Genomic DNA, 17,766 nt, shown 5'->3' with positions numbered 1-17,766 from the left:
CCTGGATTGGCGCGATGAAAGACTATGAGCACCCCTTCTTCCGGCCGCTGTGGCGCCGCATCGCCGTCGTCGCGGTCTGCCTGGTCTGGTCGGCGATCGAGTTCGCCTCCGGCACGCCGTTCTGGGGCGTCATCGCGCTGGGCTTCGCCGGTTATGCGGTGTGGCAGTTCTTCTATCTCTACAAGCCGGCGGAGGAGGCGAAGCCTCCGGCCGAGCCAAAGGAATAATCCAAGGAGTTCCGTATGTCGAAACTGCTCGTCAAGGCCGACAAGGGCCACGGCCATGTCGCTCATGTCACGCCGCAAAGCGCCGGCTGGACCTATGTCGGTTTCGATCTGCATCGGCTGAAAGCGGGCGAGACGGTGTCCGGCAAGACCGGCGACCGCGAGGTCTGCCTGGTCTTCGTCACCGGCAAGGGCAAGGCGTCGGCCGGCGGCAAGGACCTCGGCCTGCTCGGCAAGCGCATGTCGCCCTTCGAAGGCAAGCCCTGGTCGGTCTATGTGCCGGAAGGCGCTGACTGGTCGGTGACGGCCGATACCGAACTGGAGCTTGCCGTCTGCTCGGCGCCGGGCTTAAGCGGCGGCCTGCCGGTGCGCGTCATCGGACCTGACGATCTCGGCCAGGAGGTGCGCGGCAAGGGCACCAACACGCGCTACGTCACCAACATCCTGCCCGAGGGCAAGCCGGCGGATTCGCTGCTGGTGGTCGAGGTGATCACGCCCGGCGGCCACACGTCGAGCTATCCGCCGCACAAGCACGACCAGGACAATCTGCCGGCGGAATCCTATCTCGAGGAGACCTATTACCACCGGCTCAACCCGCCGCAGGGCTTTGCCTTTCAGCGCGTCTACACCGACGCCGACCGCAACGGCGTGCGCGAGCTGGACGAAGCGATGGCGATCGAGGACGGCGATGTCGTGCTGGTGCCGAAGGGCTATCACCCCTGCGCGGCGTGCCACGGCTACGACCTCTATTACCTCAATGTCATGGCCGGACCGAAGCGGACGTGGAAATTCCACAACGCGGCCGAGCACGAGTGGCTGATGAAGGCCTGATCAAGCAGTTCGGCAAAGCCATTGGTCCAGTTAAGAAAAATCGTCGGCTAACGACCTTGCGGCTGGACTTGCCTTCGAAAACCCACGAAAGCTTCGTCAATCCGTCATGGAAATCACCTATGGCAGCGGTTCCGGTGCATGTCGCCGCAAACGCTCCGGCGTTTTTGGGCCACGACTTGCCAAGACAATGACTTGAAGCGCGTCGCATATTCCTTTCGGGGCGCGCAGCGCGCTTGACGAGGAATGCCCATGCGCTACGCCATCTACTACACTCCGGGACAGGACGAGAAGCTGGCGCGCATTGCCGCCAACTGGCTGGGCCGCGACCCGTTTGGCGCGGCGACGCGACCGGTCGAGGCCGTGGGCGATCTGTCGGCCGCGGAAGTCGCCTTCCATACCGCCTCGGCCAGGCGCTACGGGTTCCACGCGACGCTGAAGGCGCCGTTCCGGCTGGCGCCGGACGAGACGGAAGCTTCGCTGCGCGCCGCTCTCGACAGTTTCGCCGAAGCCACGCCGCCAGTCGTCATCCCGCGCCTCGTGGTCGGCCAGATCGACGATTTCTTCGCCCTGGTGCCCGAAGCCGCGTTCGCCCCGATCAACGATTTCGCCGGCGAGGTCGTGCGCGCCTTCGACGGCTTCCGTGCGCCATTGACCGAGGCCGAGATCGAGCGCCGCAGCCCAGATTCGCTGAAGCCGGACGAGTTCCGCAACCTTTGCCAATGGGGCTACCCATATGTTTTCGACACCTTCCGCTTCCACATGACGCTGTCGGGGCGCGTCGGGCCACAGGAAAGCCCACGTCTTCGCGCAGCGATAGACGGCCTGTTCGCCGACGTGCTGCGGCAGCCGGTGCCGGTGGATGCGCTGACATTGTTCGTCGAAAGCGAGCCCGGCGCCCCGTTCATGGTGCTTTCCCATCATGCGCTTGGCCACGGCCCGGCCCGCAAGACCGCCTAGGGCGGGTCAGCGGAAACGCTGAACCGCCCTAGCTCTATGTTTACGCAATTCCGGACGGAAAATCGCAAGGCACTTTTCCTGGAATTGCTCTGATTGACCGCTCGAGATAGGACCGCCTGAGATGACCGCCGAAACCATTCTCACCAATGCCCGCATCGTGCTGCCGGACGAAATCGTCGAGGGCTCGCTGTTGTTGCGCGACGGCCTGATCGCCGCCGTCGAACCGGGCGCTGCCCGCACCGGGGAGGACATGGGCGGTGACTACATCATCCCGGGCCTCGTCGAGCTTCACACCGACCATCTCGAAGGCCATTACGCGCCGCGCCCGAAAGTGCGCTGGAATCCGATCGCCGCCGTGCTTGCGCATGACGCCCAGGTGGCGACCGCCGGCATCACCACCGTGCTCGACGCCTTGCGCGTCGGCATGGACGAGGACGCCGACCTGAAATCCGACGACGTTCGCAAGCTGGCCGACGCGATCGAGGACAGCGTGCGCCAGGACCGGCTCAGGGCCGACCATTTCATCCATCTGCGCTGCGAGGTCTCGGCGCCGGACTGCCTCGAGGCTTTCGCCAATTTCGAGACCGACGACAGGGTGAAACTTGCCTCGCTGATGGACCATGCGCCCGGACAGCGCCAGTTCGTCAACCTCGAGACCTATGCCTACTACTATCAGCGCAAGCTGAAGCTGACGGACCAGGATTTCAAGAAATTCTGCGAGAAGCGGATGGCGGAATCGGCCCGCAATTCCGGTCCGAACCGCGTCTTCATCTCGGCCGCCTGCCAGGAGCGCGGCATCGTGCTGGCGAGTCATGACGACGCGACCGCCGGCCATGTCGAAGAAGCGATCGACCAGGGCGTGCGCGTCGCCGAGTTCCCGACGACGGAAGAGGCGGCCAAGGCCTCGAAGGCGGCCGGCCTCGGCGTGCTGATGGGCGCGCCCAACGTCATGCGCGGCGCTTCGCATTCCGGCAACGTCTCGGCGCGCACGCTTGCCGCCGACGGGCTGCTCGACATCCTGTCGTCGGACTACATCCCCTTCAGCCTGATCCAGTCGGCCTTCTTCCTCGGCGATGTCGTCGAGGGCATCTCGCTGCCGCAGGCGGTCGCCATGGTCTCGAAGAACCCGGCCGAAGCCATCGGCCTTGCCGATCGCGGCGTCATCGAGCCGGGCCGCCGTGCCGACTTGGTGCGGGTGCGCGTCGACGACCATGTGCCGGTGGTGCGCACCGTGTGGCGCCAGGGCCGCCGGGTCGCATGATGGTCTCGGCCCTCATCGAGCGCGAGCTGGCCGAGAGCCTGCCGATCCGCAACGGCGTCTTCGTCGCGGTGGTGGGGCCGAGCGGCGCCGGCAAGGATACGCTGATCGGCTACGCCAAGCAGCGCTTCGCCGGCGAGACGCGGCTGGAATTCGTGCGCCGCGTCATCACCAGGCCGAGCGACACGGCAAGCGAGGACCACGACACACTGGCCGACGCCGCCTTTGCCGAAGCGGAGGCCGACGGCGCCTTCTCGCTGTGCTGGGACGCGCATGGCCTCCGCTATGGCCTGCCGGCCGATGTCGACTGGGCTGTCGCCAATGGTCATGTGGCCGTGGCGAATGTCTCCCGCGCGGTCATCCCGGCGCTGCGCGAACGCTACGCCAATCTGGCCGTGGTCGAGATCACCGCGGCGCCGGAGATCCTCGCGGAACGGCTGGCGGCGCGCGGCCGCGAATCACGCGGCGAAGTGCTTGCCCGCCTGGCGCGCAGCACGAACGTCAAGCTGACAGGACCGGACATCACGTCGATCGACAATGGCGGCGACAAGGAAGCCGCCGGCGAACGCTTTGCCGAAGTGCTGCGCAAGGCGATGGCGTTCTCCGACCTGTCGGACATGATCTAAGATGCGCTGATATTCAGGTGAGCCCGGCCTGCAAGTAGCGGCTCCCTGCGCTTCCGGTGCTCACGTACTTAAGTACGCTCCGCTCCGGTTCTCGGAAGCCACCACTTTCGGCTCGGCCTGACCTGAATCTCAGCGCATCTTGGCGCCGAGCAAGGTCCGTCTTCACTTGTTGAAGTTGGCGATGAACTGCTTGAACTGGGGCGTCGGCGGTCTGGCGAACATCTCCTTCGGCTCGCCGGCCGAATCCACGTCGCCCTTGTGCAGGAACATCACCTTGCTCGACACGTCGCGGGCAAAGCCCATTTCATGGGTCACGACCAGCATGGTGCGCCCTTCTTCGGCAAGCGAGCGCATGACGCGCAGCACCTCGCCGACCAGCTCCGGATCGAGCGCGGATGTCGGCTCGTCGAACAGCATCACCTTGGGATTCATCGCCAGCGCGCGGGCGATCGCAGCGCGCTGCTGCTGGCCGCCCGACATGTGCGGCGGATAGTAGTTGCGGCGCTCCCAGATGCCGACGCGCTTCAGCAATGCCTCGGCCTGCTCCAGGCACTCCGCGCGCGGCCGCTTCAGCACATGCGTCGGCGCGGCGACGAGGTTTTCCAGCACGGTCATGTGCGACCAGAGATTGAAGCTCTGGAAAACCATGGCGAGGTTGGCGCGGATCCGCTCCACCTGGCGGATGTCGGCCGGCATTTGGTGGCCGTCGCGGCCCCGCTTCATCCGGATGAGCTCGCCATCCACGCGCACTTCGCCGGAATCCGGGGTCTCCAAGAGATTGATACAGCGCAGCATCGTGCTCTTGCCGGACCCCGAGGAGCCGAGGATCGAAATCACATCGCCCTTGTGGGCTTCCAGCGAAATGCCCTTGAGCACCTCGTGATCGCCAAAGCACTTGCGCAGGTCCTTGACGCTGATGGCTGCCTTGTCGTCCGGAGACGATGCCGCTTGCGCGGCAGCGGCGACATTTGCCGACATCACAACACCTCCGGTACGGATTTGATTTGCTGGCTCTGCTCGGGCGGGGGACGCAGATGCGGTGAAAGCCGGTATTCGACCCAGGCGAACAGCCGGGCGATCGACAGGTTGAGAAGCAGGTAGATCACGCCGGCGCAGGTCAGCACCTCGATCGGCCGGAACGTGTCGTGCTGGATCTTTTGCGCCGTTCCCATCATCTCCATGATGGTGACGACGGACGCGAGCGCGGTCGCCTTGGTCATGAGGATGATTTCGGTCGAATAGGCCGGCAAGGCGAGCCGCAGCGCGATCGGCAGCGTGACGAGGCGGAAGCGGGTGAAGGCCGACATGCCGAATGCCTTGGCCGCCTCGATCTGGCCGACAGGTACTGCCCGCAGCGCGCCGCGGAAAATCTCGCTCTCATAGGCGGCTGTGTTCAAGGCCATGGCGACGATCGTGCAATACATCGGATCGCGCAGGATCGGCCACAGGATCGGGCTGTGGCGAACGAAATCGAACTGGGAGAGCCCGAAATAGATCAGATAGAGCTGCACCAGCAGCGGCGAGCCACGGAAGACAAAGACATAGGCGCGGGTGAAATATTCGCCGAATTTGTAGCCGGAAGCCCGCAACCAGGTCAGGCCAGTGGCGATGATGAGGCCGAAGGCGATGCCGAAGAACCAGATCTCGAGCGTCAGCGGCAGCGCCTTCAGCACGCTCCACATGGTCGAAAGGTAGAAGTCGAAATCCACCGCCACCTCTTATTTCGGCCGGGTGAAACTGCGCGAAGTGTAACGCTCGGCCTTCTCGAAGATCGGCGTCGAGATCGAGGTCATCACCAGGTAAAGAATGCCGGCGACCGTGTAGAAAAGCAGCGAATGATGCGTCGAGCGCGCCGCCTTGTTCGCGGTGAGCATCAGCTCGGCGACGCCGGTGACCGAGATCAGCGCCGAGTCCTTGATGGTCAATTGCCAGACATTGCCCAGCCCCGGCACCGCGAGACGCAGGACCTGAGGCATGATCACGAGGCGAAACCGCAGCCAGGCCGACATGCCATAGGCACGCGCCGCTTCCAGCTCGCCGCGGTGGATCGCCAGGAACGACCCGCGAAAAACCTCGGCCTGGTAGGCGCCGGAAATGATGCCGACCGCGAGCACGCCGCCGAGGAAGCTCGGCATGTTCAAGATGTCCGTCGAGCCGATCGATCCGGTGGACCTTGCCACGCCGGTCAGGACCTGCGTGCCGCCATAGTAGAACAGATAGATGATCAGCAGTTCCGGTTCGCCGCGAAACACGGTGGTGTAGCTCTCGCCGATGAACCTCAACCCGCCGCGATGCGAAAGCTTGGCCGCCGCCACCAGCGAGCCGAGCACGGCACCAATCAGCATCGAGACGACGGTGACGGCGAGCGTCCAGCCGATGCCCCAGAGCAGTTGCACGCCCCAGCCGGCGGCCAACAGCTCATAGGCCGTCGACACCTGGTCCTTGAGATCGTTGAGAAACTCCACGTACGGCTCCTGCGGGCGTCGACGGGTTGCCCGCCTTAAAGCGCGTGTCAAAACGGGTTAGGCGACGCGCTTTAAGGCCTTGCCTTGATGCATGTCGTTCTCCCAAAACCGCTGCGCACTTTTGGGCGACATGCAAAGCAAACGGGAGCAGCCTTGGCTGCTCCCGTTGCGACATTACTTGGTAATGTCGATCTTGAACCACTGCATGGAATATTTCGACACCGAGCCGTCATCGAGCGCGGCCTTGAGCGCCTTGTTGTAAATGTCCTGCAGGTCCTTGTCGGTCTTGCGGAAAGCGGCGCCGATGCCCGGCCCGAGGATCGGGCCACCCTTGAATTGCGGGCCGACGAATTCCAGGTCCTTGGCGTCCGGCTTGGCCAGCGTGCCGAGGAAATAGGTGGTGTCGGCGAAGGCCACGTCGATGCGGCCCGCCATCAGGTCGAGGTCATGCTCGTCGGTGGTCTTGTATTCATGGACGTTGGCGACGTCCTTGAGATACTTGTCGGCAAACGTCGCCTCGGTGGTCGAAACCTGCAGGCCGACATTCTTGCCGGTGAGCTCCTTGCGCAGCGTGTCGAGCGCCGCCTTGGATTCGGCGTCGTCCTTCGACAGATCGATCATCTTGCCGCTGTTGGACAGCTGCGCCAGCGGACCGTTCTTGTCGGCAAGAAAGGCGACCGGCGAGGAGGCATAGGGGATCGAGAAGTCGATCGCCTTCATGCGCTCTTCGGTGATCGACATGCCATCCATGACGATGTCGAACTTGCCGGCCGTGAGGCCGGGAATGACGCCGTCCCAATCCTGCGCCACGATGTTGCATTCCAGCTTCGCGCGGGCGCAGACGTCGTTCAGGATGTCCACCTCGAAGCCGACGATCTTGCCGCTGGCATCCGTCTGGTTCCAGGGAGCATAGGAGCCCTCCATGGCGACCGTCACGGTCTTCCAGTCCTTGGCCATTGCCGGGGTCGAGCAGGTCAACGCCAGCGCGGCGAGCGCGATCCAACGTGCTGATGTCACGGTAATTTCTCCCATATTCTGTTCTTGGAACCCTCAGATGCCAATTGCTTAGCCCAGCCCCAGTTCTGCGACAAGGGCGGTTTTCCGGTTCACGCGTTGTTGCAGTCTGCCCGCGAATCCGGGCCTGCCCGGTGGGTTTTCCCGCGAGCATCGATCCAATCAGGACCGTGAATGTTAAAGCGTGGCTACTCCGCCGGCGCGCCCGCAACGTTTTGGCGCGTCGCTTCGATCATGCGGCGGCGGGCGCGGAAGACGCCCCATTGCTGGTCGACCAGCACGCCGATCAGGATCACGCCGCCCATCACGGCGAAGTTGAGCGAGGAGGGAATGCCGAGCAGGTTGACGAGGTTCTGCAACTCCTGCAGCAGCACGGTGCCGAGGATGACGCCGACCAGCGAGCCCTCGCCGCCGCGCAGCGAGAAGCCGCCCAGCACCGCCGCCGCAATGGCATAGAGTTCGTAGAACTGGCCGTGGCTCGCCGGCGAGATCGAGCGCGTGTACATGGCGAAATAGATCGCAGACAGCGCCGTCAGCACGCCGCAGATGACATAGGCCGCGATGATTACCCGACCCGTGCGGATACCGGAATATTTCGCCGCTTCCTCGTTCTTGCCGATCGCATAGAGGTAGCGGCCGAACACCGAGCGGTGCAGCACCACCCACATGACGATGCCGATGACGATCAGCGCGATGAAGCTGTTCGGCAGGCCATAGGAGCGACCCGCGGTCAGGAATTCGAGCGTCGGGAAATTCTGGCCGAAGGCGAAGCCCGCCGTGCCGTCGGCGGTGTAGAAGCGCGCCACGCCGCGATAGATGAGCAGGCCGCACAGCGTCACCACGAAGGGCTGCAGTTTCAGCCGCGTGATCAGCCAGCCATGCACGAAGCCGATGATGGCGCCAAGCACCAGGATCAGCACGAAGGCCAGCGGCCAGTTCACCTCGCGCACCGCGATGAAGTCGATGAACAGCGTGCCGAGCAGGGCGACCAGCGAGCCGACCGACAATTCGATGCCGCCGGTGATGATGACGAAGGCCTGGCCGATCGACAGGATGCCGAACAGCGCCACCAGGTTGGAGGTGTTGGCGAGGTTGATCGCCGACAGGAAGCGCGGGTTGATGGCCGTCACCACCGCGCCGACCACCAAGATCAGGATCAGCAGGCCGAGATCTTTCTTGCTCATTGCGCTCCTCCCGCCGCTTGCAGCAATTTCGGCTTCTTGCCGACCGCCAGCAAGAGCACGTTCTCCTGGCTGAAATCGTCCTTGTCGAGGATGCCGGAGATCTGCCCCTCATGCATGACCGCGATGCGGTCCGACACGCCGATCACCTCTTCCATGTCGCTGGAGATCATCAGCACGCCGACGCCGGCATCGGCCAGCGCCCGCATCAGCCCGTAGATCTCGGCCTTGGCGCCGATGTCGATGCCGCGCGTCGGCTCGTCCAGGATCATCACCTTCGGGTTCATCGCCAGCCATTTGGCCAGAACCACCTTCTGCTGGTTGCCGCCTGACAAAGTGCCGGTGCGGGTCAGGACCGACGGTGCCTTGATGCCGAGGTTTTTCTTCTGCTTTTCGGCCGTCGCGAGTTCAGCGCTGGCGGACACCAGCGAGCGCCTGGCATGCGCAGGCAGATTGGGCAGCGAGATGTTCTGGGCGATCGACAGGTCGAGCAATATGCCGGTCAGCTTGCGGTCCTCCGGCACCAGGAAGATGCCGTTCGCCACCGCGTCCGCCGCCGAGCCTACATCGAGCGGCTTGCCGTCGAGCGTGACACTGCCTGCCAACCGCTCGTCGATGCCGAACAGCACGCGCGCCAGCTCCGTGCGGCCGGAGCCGACCAGGCCCGCGAGGCCGAGGATCTCGCCGTGTCTCAATTCCAGGCTGACCGGCCGGTCGGGATAGGTGCTGGTGCGGATCGCGTCCGCCGACAGGGCCACGCTGCCCGGCGCGCGGGCGGCTTCGCCGGCCTTCTCGCGCTCCTTCAGCATGCGGCCGATCATCAGCCTGACCATCTCGTCGTGATTGATCTGGTCCTTTGCCAGCGTGCCGGCCAGCGTGCCGTCGCGCAGCACCACGACACGGTCGGCGACGCGCTCGATCTCATGCAGCCGGTGCGAGATGAAGATGACGCTGATGCCTTCCGCCTTCAGCCCCTTGATGACGTCGAGCAGCTTTTCGGTCTCGGCGATCGGCAGGCTGGAGGTCGGCTCGTCGAGGATGACCAGCCGCGCCTTGATCGACAGCGCCTTGGCGATCTCGACCATCTGCTGCTGGGCGAGCGACAGCGAAGCCACCGGCGCGTCGGCCGAGAAATTGGCGCCGACGCGCTTCAGGAGCGGCGCCACCATCTCGCGCAGTTTCGCGCGGTCGACCAGCTTCAGCGGCCCGGCGCGCAGCGGCTCGCGGCCGAAGAAGATGTTGGCGGCGACGTCGAGGTTTTCGAAGAGGTTGAGTTCCTGGTGCACGAAGGCGATGCCAGAGCCGATGCTTTGCTCGACGGTCAATCCGTCATGCGCCGCGCCGTCGACGGCAACGGTGCCGCTGTCCGGCCGCGTCACGCCGCCGAGGATTTTCATCAGCGTCGATTTGCCGGCGCCGTTTTCGCCGACGAGGCCGATGACCTCGCCGGGCCGGACCTCCATCGAAAACCTGTCCAGCGCCACAACACCCGGATAGGTCTTGCGCACGGCCTCCAGGCCCAGGAACGGAGCGGCGATCGGTTGAGTGGTGTCGGTAGAGGTCATCGCGCCATAGTTTACCGCACGGGGCAGCAGCCGGTGGGCCACAGACTGACGGGCCTTGGCAGGTCCGTCAATACGAACGCCGGCTCAAGGTGGACCCTCGAGCCGGCGCAACTGTCTTGGGCTTACTTGCCCGCCATCGCCTTGAGGTTGGCGGCGTAGGTGTCGACGTCATCCTTGCCGATGATCTTGGTCGGGATGATGATCAGGTTACCGGCCGGGATGCCCGACTTGTCGCCCTTGAGGTAGGCGGCCATCAGCTTCATGCCTTGATAGGCCCATTCGAACGGCTGCTGCACCACGGTCGCGGCGACAGTGCCTTCCTTGACGCCGCCCAGCGTGATCGGATCGTCGTCGAAGCCGACGACGGTGATCTGACCAAGCTTGCCGGCATCGCGCAGCGCTTCGTAGATGCGCGGCGTGTTGTAGGAGTAGAAGCCGACCATGCAGGTGATGTCGGGGCTGGCGACCAGCGCGTCCTCGACATTCTTCTTGGCGCGCGCCTGGTCGATGTCGTCGCCGCGCACGTCCACCAGCTCGATCTTGCTGCCGGCGAGCCCGTCCTTCATGCCCTGGATGCGCTCCTTGGCGTTGTCGGCGCCGAGCAGGCCGACGAAGCCGAGGCACTTGCCGCCGTTCGGCATCGCCTTCTTGGCGATCTCGGCCGCCTGCTTGCCGGCATCGACATTGGACGAGCCGATATAGGCGACGCGCTTGGTCTGCGGCGCGTCCGAGTCGGTGGTGAAGAGCGCCGTTTCCGACGCGATCTTGTTCAACCCGTCGGTCGAGGTCTTGGGATCGACGGCCGAGACCATGATGCCCTTGACGCCTGCCGTCACCAAGTCGTCCATCAGCCGCTGCTGGATGGCGACCGAGGACTGTTCCGGATATTTGAGCTCGAGATTGTAGTCGGGCAGTTCACCCTGCGCTTTCTTCACGCCGGCTTCCGCCGCCTTCCAGAAGTCTGACGCACCGTTGACGACGAAGGCCAGCGTCGGCTTGTCGTCGGCGCGCACGCTGGCGCTTACCGACAGGCCGACAAGCAGGGCCGCCGCGGCGACAGATGCGTTACGGATCATGGATTTCATAGTTCAACCTCCCTTGTAGAACTTGCCTTGTAGAACTCTTCGCTGATGTCTCGGCTGCGGCGCGGATAACCCTCCTCCTCAAGGGTGTGGCGCAGAGGTCCGCCGACTTAAGAACGGTGCCGATCCGGCCGCGGTCGAGACACTAGACACTCATGTGGCATTCGTAAATAGTCCGATTTGTCTGACATTTTCGTGAGACGGAGCGCGCACCCAATCCGGCATGCCGCCGGGTTCCGAGCAAGCATCCTTCGCACTTTGCCGGCACCGAACCGAAGCCCGGACGGTTACGACGAGTTGACAGTAGAACGCTAACGGCTATTAGTAAAGAGTATTAGTTATGAGGCCGCAAGGCGCGCTTTCGACGCGGAGGAGATGCTGGTCGAAGGGCGCGCCGGGAGTGAGGGAGCGAACGGCGCAACGCTTGAAGCCGCGCGGAAAATACGGGAATCGTCAGCATTGCTGACCTTGTCTGACGGTTTCGTCGCGAATCGGCGCAGCCGGCGATTTGCCTGTCGCGCGTTGCTAATATGTATTAGCTTAGCGCAATCTCGATAAACGCACCGACCTCGACCATCTTGCCGTTGCCGTCGGCCTTTGCTTTAGAGCCGGCTGGGCTTGGGAAACGACCATGAGCGAACCGACGGAACTGAGCGATCCCCCCGGAGCTTCCAAGCGCCGCAAGCCGGCCGCCAAGCCCAAGGGACGCGTCACCATGACCGACATCGCGCGCGCCGCCGGCTGCTCGCAGGCGACGGTGTCGTTCGTGCTCAACAATTCGCCGGGCATCAGGCTGTCGCAGCAGACACGCGACCGGGTGATCGAGGCAGCCCGAGCGCTGGGCTATTCGCCGCCGGTCTTTTCAGCGCTGCGGCCGCCCGTGACGCCGTTCGAAGGCCTCGACGGCGTCATCGGCTTCGCGGTCGACCAGCTCGCCACCAGCCCCGAGGCGGTGGTCGCCATCGAGGGCGCCCGGCAAGCCTCCTGGAACGCCGGCAATGTGCTTCTGGTGGCGCAGACCATGGGCGACGCGGTGATGGAGCCGCGCGCGGTTTCAGCACTGACAAGGCGCGGCATCTCGGCGCTGATCTACATGACCATCTTCACCCGCGAGATCGCCGCGCCGGATTTCCTCTACAGCCTCGACATCCCGGTGATCCTGCTCAACTGCTACACCGCCGACTATGCCTTCCCGGCCGTGGTTCCCTCCGAGATCGCCGGCGGCCAGAGCGCGACAAGGCACCTGATCGCCCACGGCCATCGCCGCATCGCCACCGTCACCGGCGAGCCTTGGATGCAAGCCGCGCAGGATCGACTGAAAGGTTATCGCCGCGCCTTGGCCACCGCCGACATCCCGTTCGACCCGGAACTGGTGGTCGAGGGCGACTGGTCGGCCAGCGCCGGCTATGCCGCGACGGTCAAGCTGCTCGGGCTCAAGGAGCGACCGACCGCCATCTTCTGCCAGAACGACCGCACCGCGATCGGCTGCTACGAAGCGCTGAAGGAAGCGGGCCTGCATATCCCGCAGGACATTTCGGTGGTCGGCTATGACGACGAGGAGATCGCCCGCCATCTCTTCCCGCCGCTGACCACCTCCATCCTGCCGCATCTGGCGATGGGCCAGTGGGCGATCGAGCAACTGGAAACGCCGCCAACGCCCGGCCGCGGCCGCTATCCCATCACCAAGCTCGAATGCCCGCTGGTGGAGCGGGAGAGCGTGGCCAGTGTGAAGGAATAGGATATCCCAGATCACCACTTCAAAGCCGGTACGTATTGACATTGTATTGACGGTCGCTAGGTATCTGATCCTGACGTAGGAGGATTTCGATGGCGCATTCCAGTCATGTCGGCAGCAATCGCGACGCAGCGCGCAAGGACGACGTGATTCAGATCCGCGCCTCGGCGGGGATGAAGGCTATTCTCAACCGCGCCGCGAGTTTGCGCGGGCAGAAGCTGTCGGAGTTCATGCTGGACAGTGCACGCAAGCAGGCCGAGGAGACCATTCTCGACCAGCGCGCCTTCTTTCTCGATACGGACGCGCATGAGAAATTTCTCGACCTGCTTGATGCTCCGAACAAACCGTCGGAGGAGCTTCGCGCGCGTATGACGCGTAAGCCGGCCTGGGAGCGCTGATGTCCGCTGGCCGACCGCAAGGATGGCGAGTCCGCGCTCCGGAACGGCTGACCATTGGCCACGACGTATCCGAATTTCACAATGGCAAGCATTCATCTCTCGATGACTGGCTGCGAAACCGCGCCTTGGTTGCCGAAGGACTGTCCGCCCGAACCTATGTCGTCTGTGACGCGGGCACTAAAAATCGCGTCGTCGGTTATTATGCGATCTCGACGGCGATGGAAGAACGGATCGCGCTGCCAAGCGCAAAGCTTCGGCGAGGCATGCCCGAGCAAGTGCCCCTGCTGCTGATCGGTCGCCTTGCGGTCGATCAGACGTTCCAGGGAATGGGACTCGGAGGCGACCTGCTTTCCGACGCGCTTAGGCGATGTCTCGCTGTCTCGGACATTGCCGGGGTTCGTGCTGTGGTGGCACACGCGATCGATGATGCAGCAATGGGTTTCTATCAACGGCATGGCTTCATCGCGTCTCTGCTTGGCGAGCGGATCATGCTGCTGCCAATCGAAACCGCTCAGGCGTTATTCTCGAACGTTTGAGCCTGATCCCATAGCCAGGCGAGCGTGAGACCGCCCACATAAACACCTGTATGCACCACGCTATCCTTGTTCCGATTACGATCGCTCTGCGTCTTGGCAGCAATTCCGCCGAGGTTTAGCTTGGGCTCATATGGGAGGCTCCAATGACATCCAACTTCACCGTTCACGCCGCATCCGGTTATGAGCAACTTATGGGGCGATGGAGCCGCAGGCTCGCGCCCAAGTTCATCGACTTCACCGGTCTGGCCGGCGGCGAAAAGATCCTCGATGTCGGCTGCGGCACCGGCAGCCTGGCCTTCGAATTGGCAAAATCGGCCGATCTTGCCGAGATCCAGGCCATCGACTTTTCGCCGGTCTTCGTCGACGCGGCCAGACAGCGCAACAGCGATCCGCGCGTCACCATCAGTCAGGCCGACGCCACGGCGCTGCCATTCGCCGACAACGCGTTCGACCGCGCGTTGGCGTTGCTGGTGCTGCACTTCGTGCCGGAGGCCGGCAAGGCGGTGGCCGAGATGCGCCGCGTTGTGCGGCCGGGCGGCGTCGTCGCGGCCGTGGTCTGGGATCATTACGGCGGCATGCCTGGCATGCGCATGATGATCGACACCGTCGCGGCGCTCAGTGAAAGCGGGCGCCAGATGCGCGGCCGCTATTGCTTCCAGCCGATGATGCAGCCGGGCGAGATGAAGCGGACCTTTGTCGAGCAGGATCTCATCGACGTCAGCGAGGCCGAGCTCATGATCCGCATGGACTACGCGGATTTCGACGACTTCTGGGCGCCGATCGGCGCCGGCGAAGGGCCACTCGGCAAATACATGACTACATTGGATCCGGCCGAGCGGGAGCGCGTCGAGGCCGCCGTGCGCGATGCCTATCAGGCCGGCCGGCCCGACGGGCCGCGGTCCTTCGCCAATGTCGCCTGGGCCTGTCGGGGCATCGTGCCCTGAAAGTCACCTCGACCGCGGCGGGGCGGCGCCTCAGTTGCCGGCAGCGGCCGAAGCATTGATCTCCCAGCCATCCACCCAGACCTGCCGCAGCCGGTCGCCCTCGCCCTTGAACCATTGGCCGGCCGCCCGGCAGTCCTCGATGCGGTCGCTGCGGAAATTGCGGATGGCCTGGCGCAGCTCGCACCAGGCGACGATGTTGGCGGTCTCGGCATAGTAGATCAGCGCGACCGGGCGGATGACACGGCCGGTCGCCCGCCCCGCCTCGTCGCGATAGGAGAGGTCGAGCTTCTCCTCGTCGCGGATGGCGCGGCGGACCAGAGCGAGATCGACGGCGGAAGCGGAAGGCGCTGCAAAACCCCAGGCATGAAGGGCGTTGGCGTCCAGCGTCTGCCGCAAGGGCGGCGGCACCGCGCCGGCGATCTTGGCCCCAACGCGCTTCGCGGCCTGCTTGAGCTCATCGTCGCCGGTACGTTCGAGCAGCGCCAGCGACAGCACGATCGCCTCCATCTCCTCGATGGAAAACATCAGCGGCGGCAGGTCGAAGCCGGGACGCAGTATGTAGCCGATGCCACGCCCGCCCTCGATCGGCACACGCATCGCCTGCAGCGCGACGATGTCTCGATAGACCGAGCGGACCGTGACCTCCAGCCGCCCGGCGATCGTCGCCGCCGTCACCGGCTTCTTGGCCAGCCGCAGGATCTGGATGATCTCGAACAGGCGCGAGGCCTTGCGCATTTTTTCTCACCCGGCCGAAACGCACCTGACATATCCCCGTCAGTTGGGATCGCCTATAGGGCCGCCTACCGACTTGAAAATCAACAGGTTCCTTTTTGCGCAAGCGGGTAATGCGACGAGCAACTGACATGAGCTACGCCGAAAACCTCTGGCTGTTCTTCGTGCTTCTGTTCGGCATCATCGCCGTTCCGGGCATGGACATGCTGTTCGTGCTGGCCAACGCGCTGACCGGCGGCAGCAACAGGGGTCTCGCCGCCACCGGCGGCATCATGCTTGGCGGCGCCGTACACACGCTGAACGGCGCCATCGGCGTCGGCCTGCTCATGCATTTCGCGCCGATCCTGTTCACGCCGCTGCTGGTAGCCGGCGCCGCCTACATGGCCTATATCGGCATTTCGCTGATGCGCAGCTCGATCACCGTCGGCGACGACGGGCCTACGGGCAGCCGCTCCGCCTGGAAGGCGTTTCGCCAGGGACTGGTCACCTGCCTGATCAATCCGAAGGCCTATCTCTTCATCCTAGCCGTCTATCCGCAATTCCTGAAGCCGGCTTACGGCCCGATCTGGATGCAGGCGACAATCATGGGATTGCTGACGGTCGCCACGCAGGCGGCAATCTATGGCGGGCTCGCCGTCACCGCCGGCCGCAGCCGGGGGCTGCTGGTCGACAATCCGCAAGCGACCATCCTGGCCGGACGGGGCGCCGGACTGCTTTTGTTTGCCGTTTCGATATTCACTGCCTGGGAAGGATTGAGGGCGGCGTGAGCGCCGCCCTCACCTTTTTCGCTCAAGCAGCGCCCTGACGGCTGGCGAGCATGTCGCGCTTCGTCGACCGGCGCCATTCGACGGCGCCGGCGAGGCCGTGCAGAGCCGTCTCCGTGGTCGCCCAGTCGATGCAGCCATCGGTGATGCTCTGGCCGTAGACGAGCGGCTTGCCGGGCACGACGTCCTGACGGCCGGCGACGAGATTGCTCTCGATCATGACGCCGACGATGCGCTCGTCGCCCGCGGCAACCTGCCCCGCCACGTCATGCGCGACCTTCGGCTGGTTCTCCGGCTTCTTGGCGCTGTTGGCGTGGCTGACATCGATCATCAGCCGCGGCGCTATGCCGATCCGGCCAAGCTCGGCAGCGGCCGCTTCCACGCTCGCCGCGTCATAGTTCGGCTGGACGCCGCCACGCAGAATAACGTGGCAATCCTCGTTGCCGGTGGTTGCCGCAATGGCGCTGCGTCCACCCTTGGTCACCGCCATGAAATGATGCGGCTGGGCGGCCGACTTCACCGCCTCGGCGGCAATGCGCAAGTTGCCGTCGGTGCCGTTCTTGAAGCCGACCGGGCAGGACAGGCCCGAGGCCAGCTCGCGGTGGATCTGGCTTTCGGTGGTGCGCGCGCCGATGGCGCCCCAGGCGACGAGATCGGCGATGTATTGCGGGATGGTCATGTCGAGGAACTCGGTCGCCGCCGGCAGGCCGAGATTGTTGACGGCCGACAGCACGTTGCGCGCCATGCGCAACCCCTTTTCGATGTTGAAGCTGCCGTCGAGGTCGGGATCGTTGATCAGGCCCTTCCAGCCGACCGTGGTGCGCGGCTTCTCGAAATAGACGCGCATGACGATCTCGAGCCGGTCGGCCAGGGCTTCGCGAAGCGCCGCCAGACGGCTGGCATAGTCAACGGCGGCGACCGGATCGTGGATGGAACAAGGGCCGACGATGACAAGCAGTCGATCGTCGGCCCCCGAGAGGATGGAATGGATGGCGTTGCGCGCGGTGGCGACGGTGCGCGTCGCCGTCAGCGTGCGCGATATTTCGCGCATCACCTCGTCCGGCGTGCTCAAGGCTCTGATTTCGGCGACCCGAAGGTCGTCTGTGGTGGTCAACACGGCTTTCTGCTCCTGGTTTAGGAGACCTGCCGGCTGAAACAAAAAAGCCACCAGGTCTGGCGGCTTGTCGGATGTTTGATCTGCAAATCTTCAGATCGAGCGCAATCCTCCCGCCGCCAGCAAGCTGCTAAAGTACCAATAGGTGGCGGACAGGTTGATCATGCGGCTCATATAGTCGATGCGGGAGCGTTTGTCACGCGGGTGATGAGAGCCAATTCGGAATGGCCGAATCTCGCGATTTCGTCATCCCAGGGCGAAGCAGGAGCGAAGCGACGCGCGCAGACCCGAGGATCCATTCCGTTACTTTGAAGCGGCGCAGCGGCGCAGAATTTTGCTC

The 17,766-nt window shown here is 64.2% G+C and carries 20 protein-coding genes; 11 read left to right on the top strand and 9 right to left on the bottom strand.

Annotation, left to right across the window (positions count from 1 at the left end; genetic code table 11):
• Positions 1-14 precede the first annotated feature (14 nt).
• The 6 genes from FJ417_RS31470 to phnN all read left to right on the top strand — a co-directional run bounded on the left by FJ417_RS31470 (position 15) and on the right by phnN (position 3,896).
• Entirely contained in the window at positions 15-227 is a 213-nt protein-coding gene (locus tag FJ417_RS31470; protein ID WP_140786137.1) for a DUF3329 domain-containing protein, read from the top strand.
• Between the two features lie 15 nt (positions 228-242).
• On the top strand, positions 243-1,055 hold the full coding sequence (gene iolB / locus FJ417_RS31465; RefSeq protein WP_140786136.1) for a 5-deoxy-glucuronate isomerase: 813 nt from the start codon (positions 243-245) through the stop codon (positions 1,053-1,055).
• Positions 1,037-1,246, top strand: coding sequence for a hypothetical protein (locus FJ417_RS31460; protein ID WP_140786135.1), 210 nt, complete (start codon positions 1,037-1,039; stop codon positions 1,244-1,246). Before iolB ends, FJ417_RS31460 begins: the two co-directional genes overlap by 19 nt.
• A gap of 58 nt (positions 1,247-1,304) precedes the next feature.
• Complete coding sequence (locus tag FJ417_RS31455; protein WP_140786134.1) at positions 1,305-2,012, top strand: DUF1045 domain-containing protein; 708 nt, start codon at positions 1,305-1,307, stop codon at positions 2,010-2,012.
• Between the two features lie 121 nt (positions 2,013-2,133).
• On the top strand, positions 2,134-3,273 hold the full coding sequence (locus tag FJ417_RS31450) for an alpha-D-ribose 1-methylphosphonate 5-triphosphate diphosphatase (RefSeq protein WP_140786133.1): 1,140 nt from the start codon (positions 2,134-2,136) through the stop codon (positions 3,271-3,273).
• Positions 3,270-3,896 carry a phosphonate metabolism protein/1,5-bisphosphokinase (PRPP-forming) PhnN gene (gene phnN, locus FJ417_RS31445; protein ID WP_181183349.1) on the top strand — a complete coding sequence of 209 codons (627 nt, stop codon included), beginning with the start codon at positions 3,270-3,272 and terminating at the stop codon, positions 3,894-3,896. The genes FJ417_RS31450 and phnN overlap by 4 nt, the downstream gene beginning before the upstream one ends.
• Positions 3,897-4,058: 162 nt before the next feature.
• Here phnN and FJ417_RS31440 read toward each other — a convergent pair whose 3' ends face one another.
• The 7 genes from FJ417_RS31440 to FJ417_RS31410 all read right to left on the bottom strand — a co-directional run bounded on the left by FJ417_RS31440 (position 4,059) and on the right by FJ417_RS31410 (position 11,206).
• Positions 4,059-4,874 carry an ATP-binding cassette domain-containing protein gene (locus FJ417_RS31440; protein WP_140641633.1) on the bottom strand — a complete coding sequence of 272 codons (816 nt, stop codon included), beginning with the start codon at positions 4,872-4,874 and terminating at the stop codon, positions 4,059-4,061.
• Complete coding sequence (locus FJ417_RS31435) at positions 4,874-5,611, bottom strand: ABC transporter permease (RefSeq protein ID WP_348639959.1); 738 nt, start codon at positions 5,609-5,611, stop codon at positions 4,874-4,876. Before FJ417_RS31435 ends, FJ417_RS31440 begins: the two co-directional genes overlap by 1 nt.
• Positions 5,612-5,614: 3 nt before the next feature.
• A complete protein-coding gene (locus FJ417_RS31430; protein WP_246685896.1) occupies positions 5,615-6,361 on the bottom strand; it encodes an ABC transporter permease subunit in 747 nt (248 codons plus the stop codon).
• 174 nt (positions 6,362-6,535) lie between these two features.
• Entirely contained in the window at positions 6,536-7,378 is an 843-nt protein-coding gene (locus tag FJ417_RS31425; RefSeq protein ID WP_210240683.1) for a transporter substrate-binding domain-containing protein, read from the bottom strand.
• A gap of 185 nt (positions 7,379-7,563) precedes the next feature.
• A complete protein-coding gene (locus tag FJ417_RS31420; RefSeq protein ID WP_140786131.1) occupies positions 7,564-8,559 on the bottom strand; it encodes an ABC transporter permease in 996 nt (331 codons plus the stop codon).
• Complete coding sequence (locus FJ417_RS31415; protein ID WP_140786130.1) at positions 8,556-10,121, bottom strand: sugar ABC transporter ATP-binding protein; 1,566 nt, start codon at positions 10,119-10,121, stop codon at positions 8,556-8,558. Before FJ417_RS31415 ends, FJ417_RS31420 begins: the two co-directional genes overlap by 4 nt.
• Positions 10,122-10,243: 122 nt before the next feature.
• Positions 10,244-11,206: a sugar-binding protein gene (locus tag FJ417_RS31410; RefSeq protein ID WP_140641641.1), complete on the bottom strand. Its 963-nt coding sequence runs from the start codon at positions 11,204-11,206 to the stop codon at positions 10,244-10,246.
• Positions 11,207-11,834: 628 nt separating this feature from the next.
• Between FJ417_RS31410 and FJ417_RS31405 the strand changes: the two genes are divergently transcribed.
• The 4 genes from FJ417_RS31405 to FJ417_RS31390 all read left to right on the top strand — a co-directional run bounded on the left by FJ417_RS31405 (position 11,835) and on the right by FJ417_RS31390 (position 14,816).
• Positions 11,835-12,941: a LacI family DNA-binding transcriptional regulator gene (locus FJ417_RS31405; RefSeq protein WP_181175513.1), complete on the top strand. Its 1,107-nt coding sequence runs from the start codon at positions 11,835-11,837 to the stop codon at positions 12,939-12,941.
• A gap of 89 nt (positions 12,942-13,030) precedes the next feature.
• Complete coding sequence (locus tag FJ417_RS31400; protein ID WP_140786129.1) at positions 13,031-13,336, top strand: DUF1778 domain-containing protein; 306 nt, start codon at positions 13,031-13,033, stop codon at positions 13,334-13,336.
• Positions 13,336-13,872, top strand: a complete 537-nt coding sequence (locus tag FJ417_RS31395; protein WP_140786128.1) for a GNAT family N-acetyltransferase — start codon at positions 13,336-13,338, stop codon at positions 13,870-13,872. Before FJ417_RS31400 ends, FJ417_RS31395 begins: the two co-directional genes overlap by 1 nt.
• 143 nt (positions 13,873-14,015) lie before the next feature.
• On the top strand, positions 14,016-14,816 hold the full coding sequence (locus FJ417_RS31390; RefSeq protein WP_140786127.1) for a class I SAM-dependent methyltransferase: 801 nt from the start codon (positions 14,016-14,018) through the stop codon (positions 14,814-14,816).
• A gap of 30 nt (positions 14,817-14,846) precedes the next feature.
• Here FJ417_RS31390 and FJ417_RS31385 read toward each other — a convergent pair whose 3' ends face one another.
• A complete protein-coding gene (locus tag FJ417_RS31385) occupies positions 14,847-15,551 on the bottom strand; it encodes a YafY family protein (protein ID WP_140786126.1) in 705 nt (234 codons plus the stop codon).
• 128 nt (positions 15,552-15,679) lie between these two features.
• On the opposite strand from FJ417_RS31385, the gene FJ417_RS31380 reads away from it, so the two are divergent.
• Complete coding sequence (locus FJ417_RS31380) at positions 15,680-16,315, top strand: LysE family translocator (protein WP_140786125.1); 636 nt, start codon at positions 15,680-15,682, stop codon at positions 16,313-16,315.
• Positions 16,316-16,337: 22 nt separating this feature from the next.
• Here the strand turns inward: FJ417_RS31380 and FJ417_RS31375 are convergent, their stop codons facing one another.
• Entirely contained in the window at positions 16,338-17,429 is a 1,092-nt protein-coding gene (locus FJ417_RS31375; RefSeq protein ID WP_140786124.1) for a 3-deoxy-7-phosphoheptulonate synthase, read from the bottom strand.
• Positions 17,430-17,766 lie beyond the last annotated feature (337 nt).

The sequence above is a fragment of the Mesorhizobium sp. B3-1-7 genome, from assembly GCF_006439385.1.
Taxonomy (GTDB): Bacteria; Pseudomonadota; Alphaproteobacteria; order Rhizobiales; family Rhizobiaceae; genus Mesorhizobium.
The sequence above is the reverse complement of the archived record's forward strand: the minus strand, read 5'-3'. Positions and strand labels throughout refer to the sequence as shown.

Excerpts from the sequence above, each read along its gene's own strand:
- FJ417_RS31470 (WP_140786137.1), top strand. The coding sequence starts at position 15 with ATGAAAGACTATGAGCACCCCTTCTTCCGGCCGCTGTGGCGCCGCATC.
- iolB (WP_140786136.1), top strand. The coding sequence starts at position 243 with ATGTCGAAACTGCTCGTCAAGGCCGACAAGGGCCACGGCCATGTCGCT.
- FJ417_RS31455 (WP_140786134.1), top strand. The coding sequence starts at position 1,305 with ATGCGCTACGCCATCTACTACACTCCGGGACAGGACGAGAAGCTGGCG.
- FJ417_RS31450 (WP_140786133.1), top strand. The coding sequence starts at position 2,134 with ATGACCGCCGAAACCATTCTCACCAATGCCCGCATCGTGCTGCCGGAC.
- phnN (WP_181183349.1), top strand. The coding sequence starts at position 3,270 with ATGATGGTCTCGGCCCTCATCGAGCGCGAGCTGGCCGAGAGCCTGCCG.
- FJ417_RS31440 (WP_140641633.1), bottom strand. The coding sequence starts at position 4,874 with ATGTCGGCAAATGTCGCCGCTGCCGCGCAAGCGGCATCGTCTCCGGAC.
- FJ417_RS31420 (WP_140786131.1), bottom strand. The coding sequence starts at position 8,559 with ATGAGCAAGAAAGATCTCGGCCTGCTGATCCTGATCTTGGTGGTCGGC.
- FJ417_RS31415 (WP_140786130.1), bottom strand. The coding sequence starts at position 10,121 with ATGACCTCTACCGACACCACTCAACCGATCGCCGCTCCGTTCCTGGGC.
- FJ417_RS31410 (WP_140641641.1), bottom strand. The coding sequence starts at position 11,206 with ATGAAATCCATGATCCGTAACGCATCTGTCGCCGCGGCGGCCCTGCTT.
- FJ417_RS31405 (WP_181175513.1), top strand. The coding sequence starts at position 11,835 with ATGAGCGAACCGACGGAACTGAGCGATCCCCCCGGAGCTTCCAAGCGC.
- FJ417_RS31400 (WP_140786129.1), top strand. The coding sequence starts at position 13,031 with ATGGCGCATTCCAGTCATGTCGGCAGCAATCGCGACGCAGCGCGCAAG.
- FJ417_RS31395 (WP_140786128.1), top strand. The coding sequence starts at position 13,336 with ATGTCCGCTGGCCGACCGCAAGGATGGCGAGTCCGCGCTCCGGAACGG.
- FJ417_RS31390 (WP_140786127.1), top strand. The coding sequence starts at position 14,016 with ATGACATCCAACTTCACCGTTCACGCCGCATCCGGTTATGAGCAACTT.
- FJ417_RS31385 (WP_140786126.1), bottom strand. The coding sequence starts at position 15,551 with ATGCGCAAGGCCTCGCGCCTGTTCGAGATCATCCAGATCCTGCGGCTG.
- FJ417_RS31380 (WP_140786125.1), top strand. The coding sequence starts at position 15,680 with ATGAGCTACGCCGAAAACCTCTGGCTGTTCTTCGTGCTTCTGTTCGGC.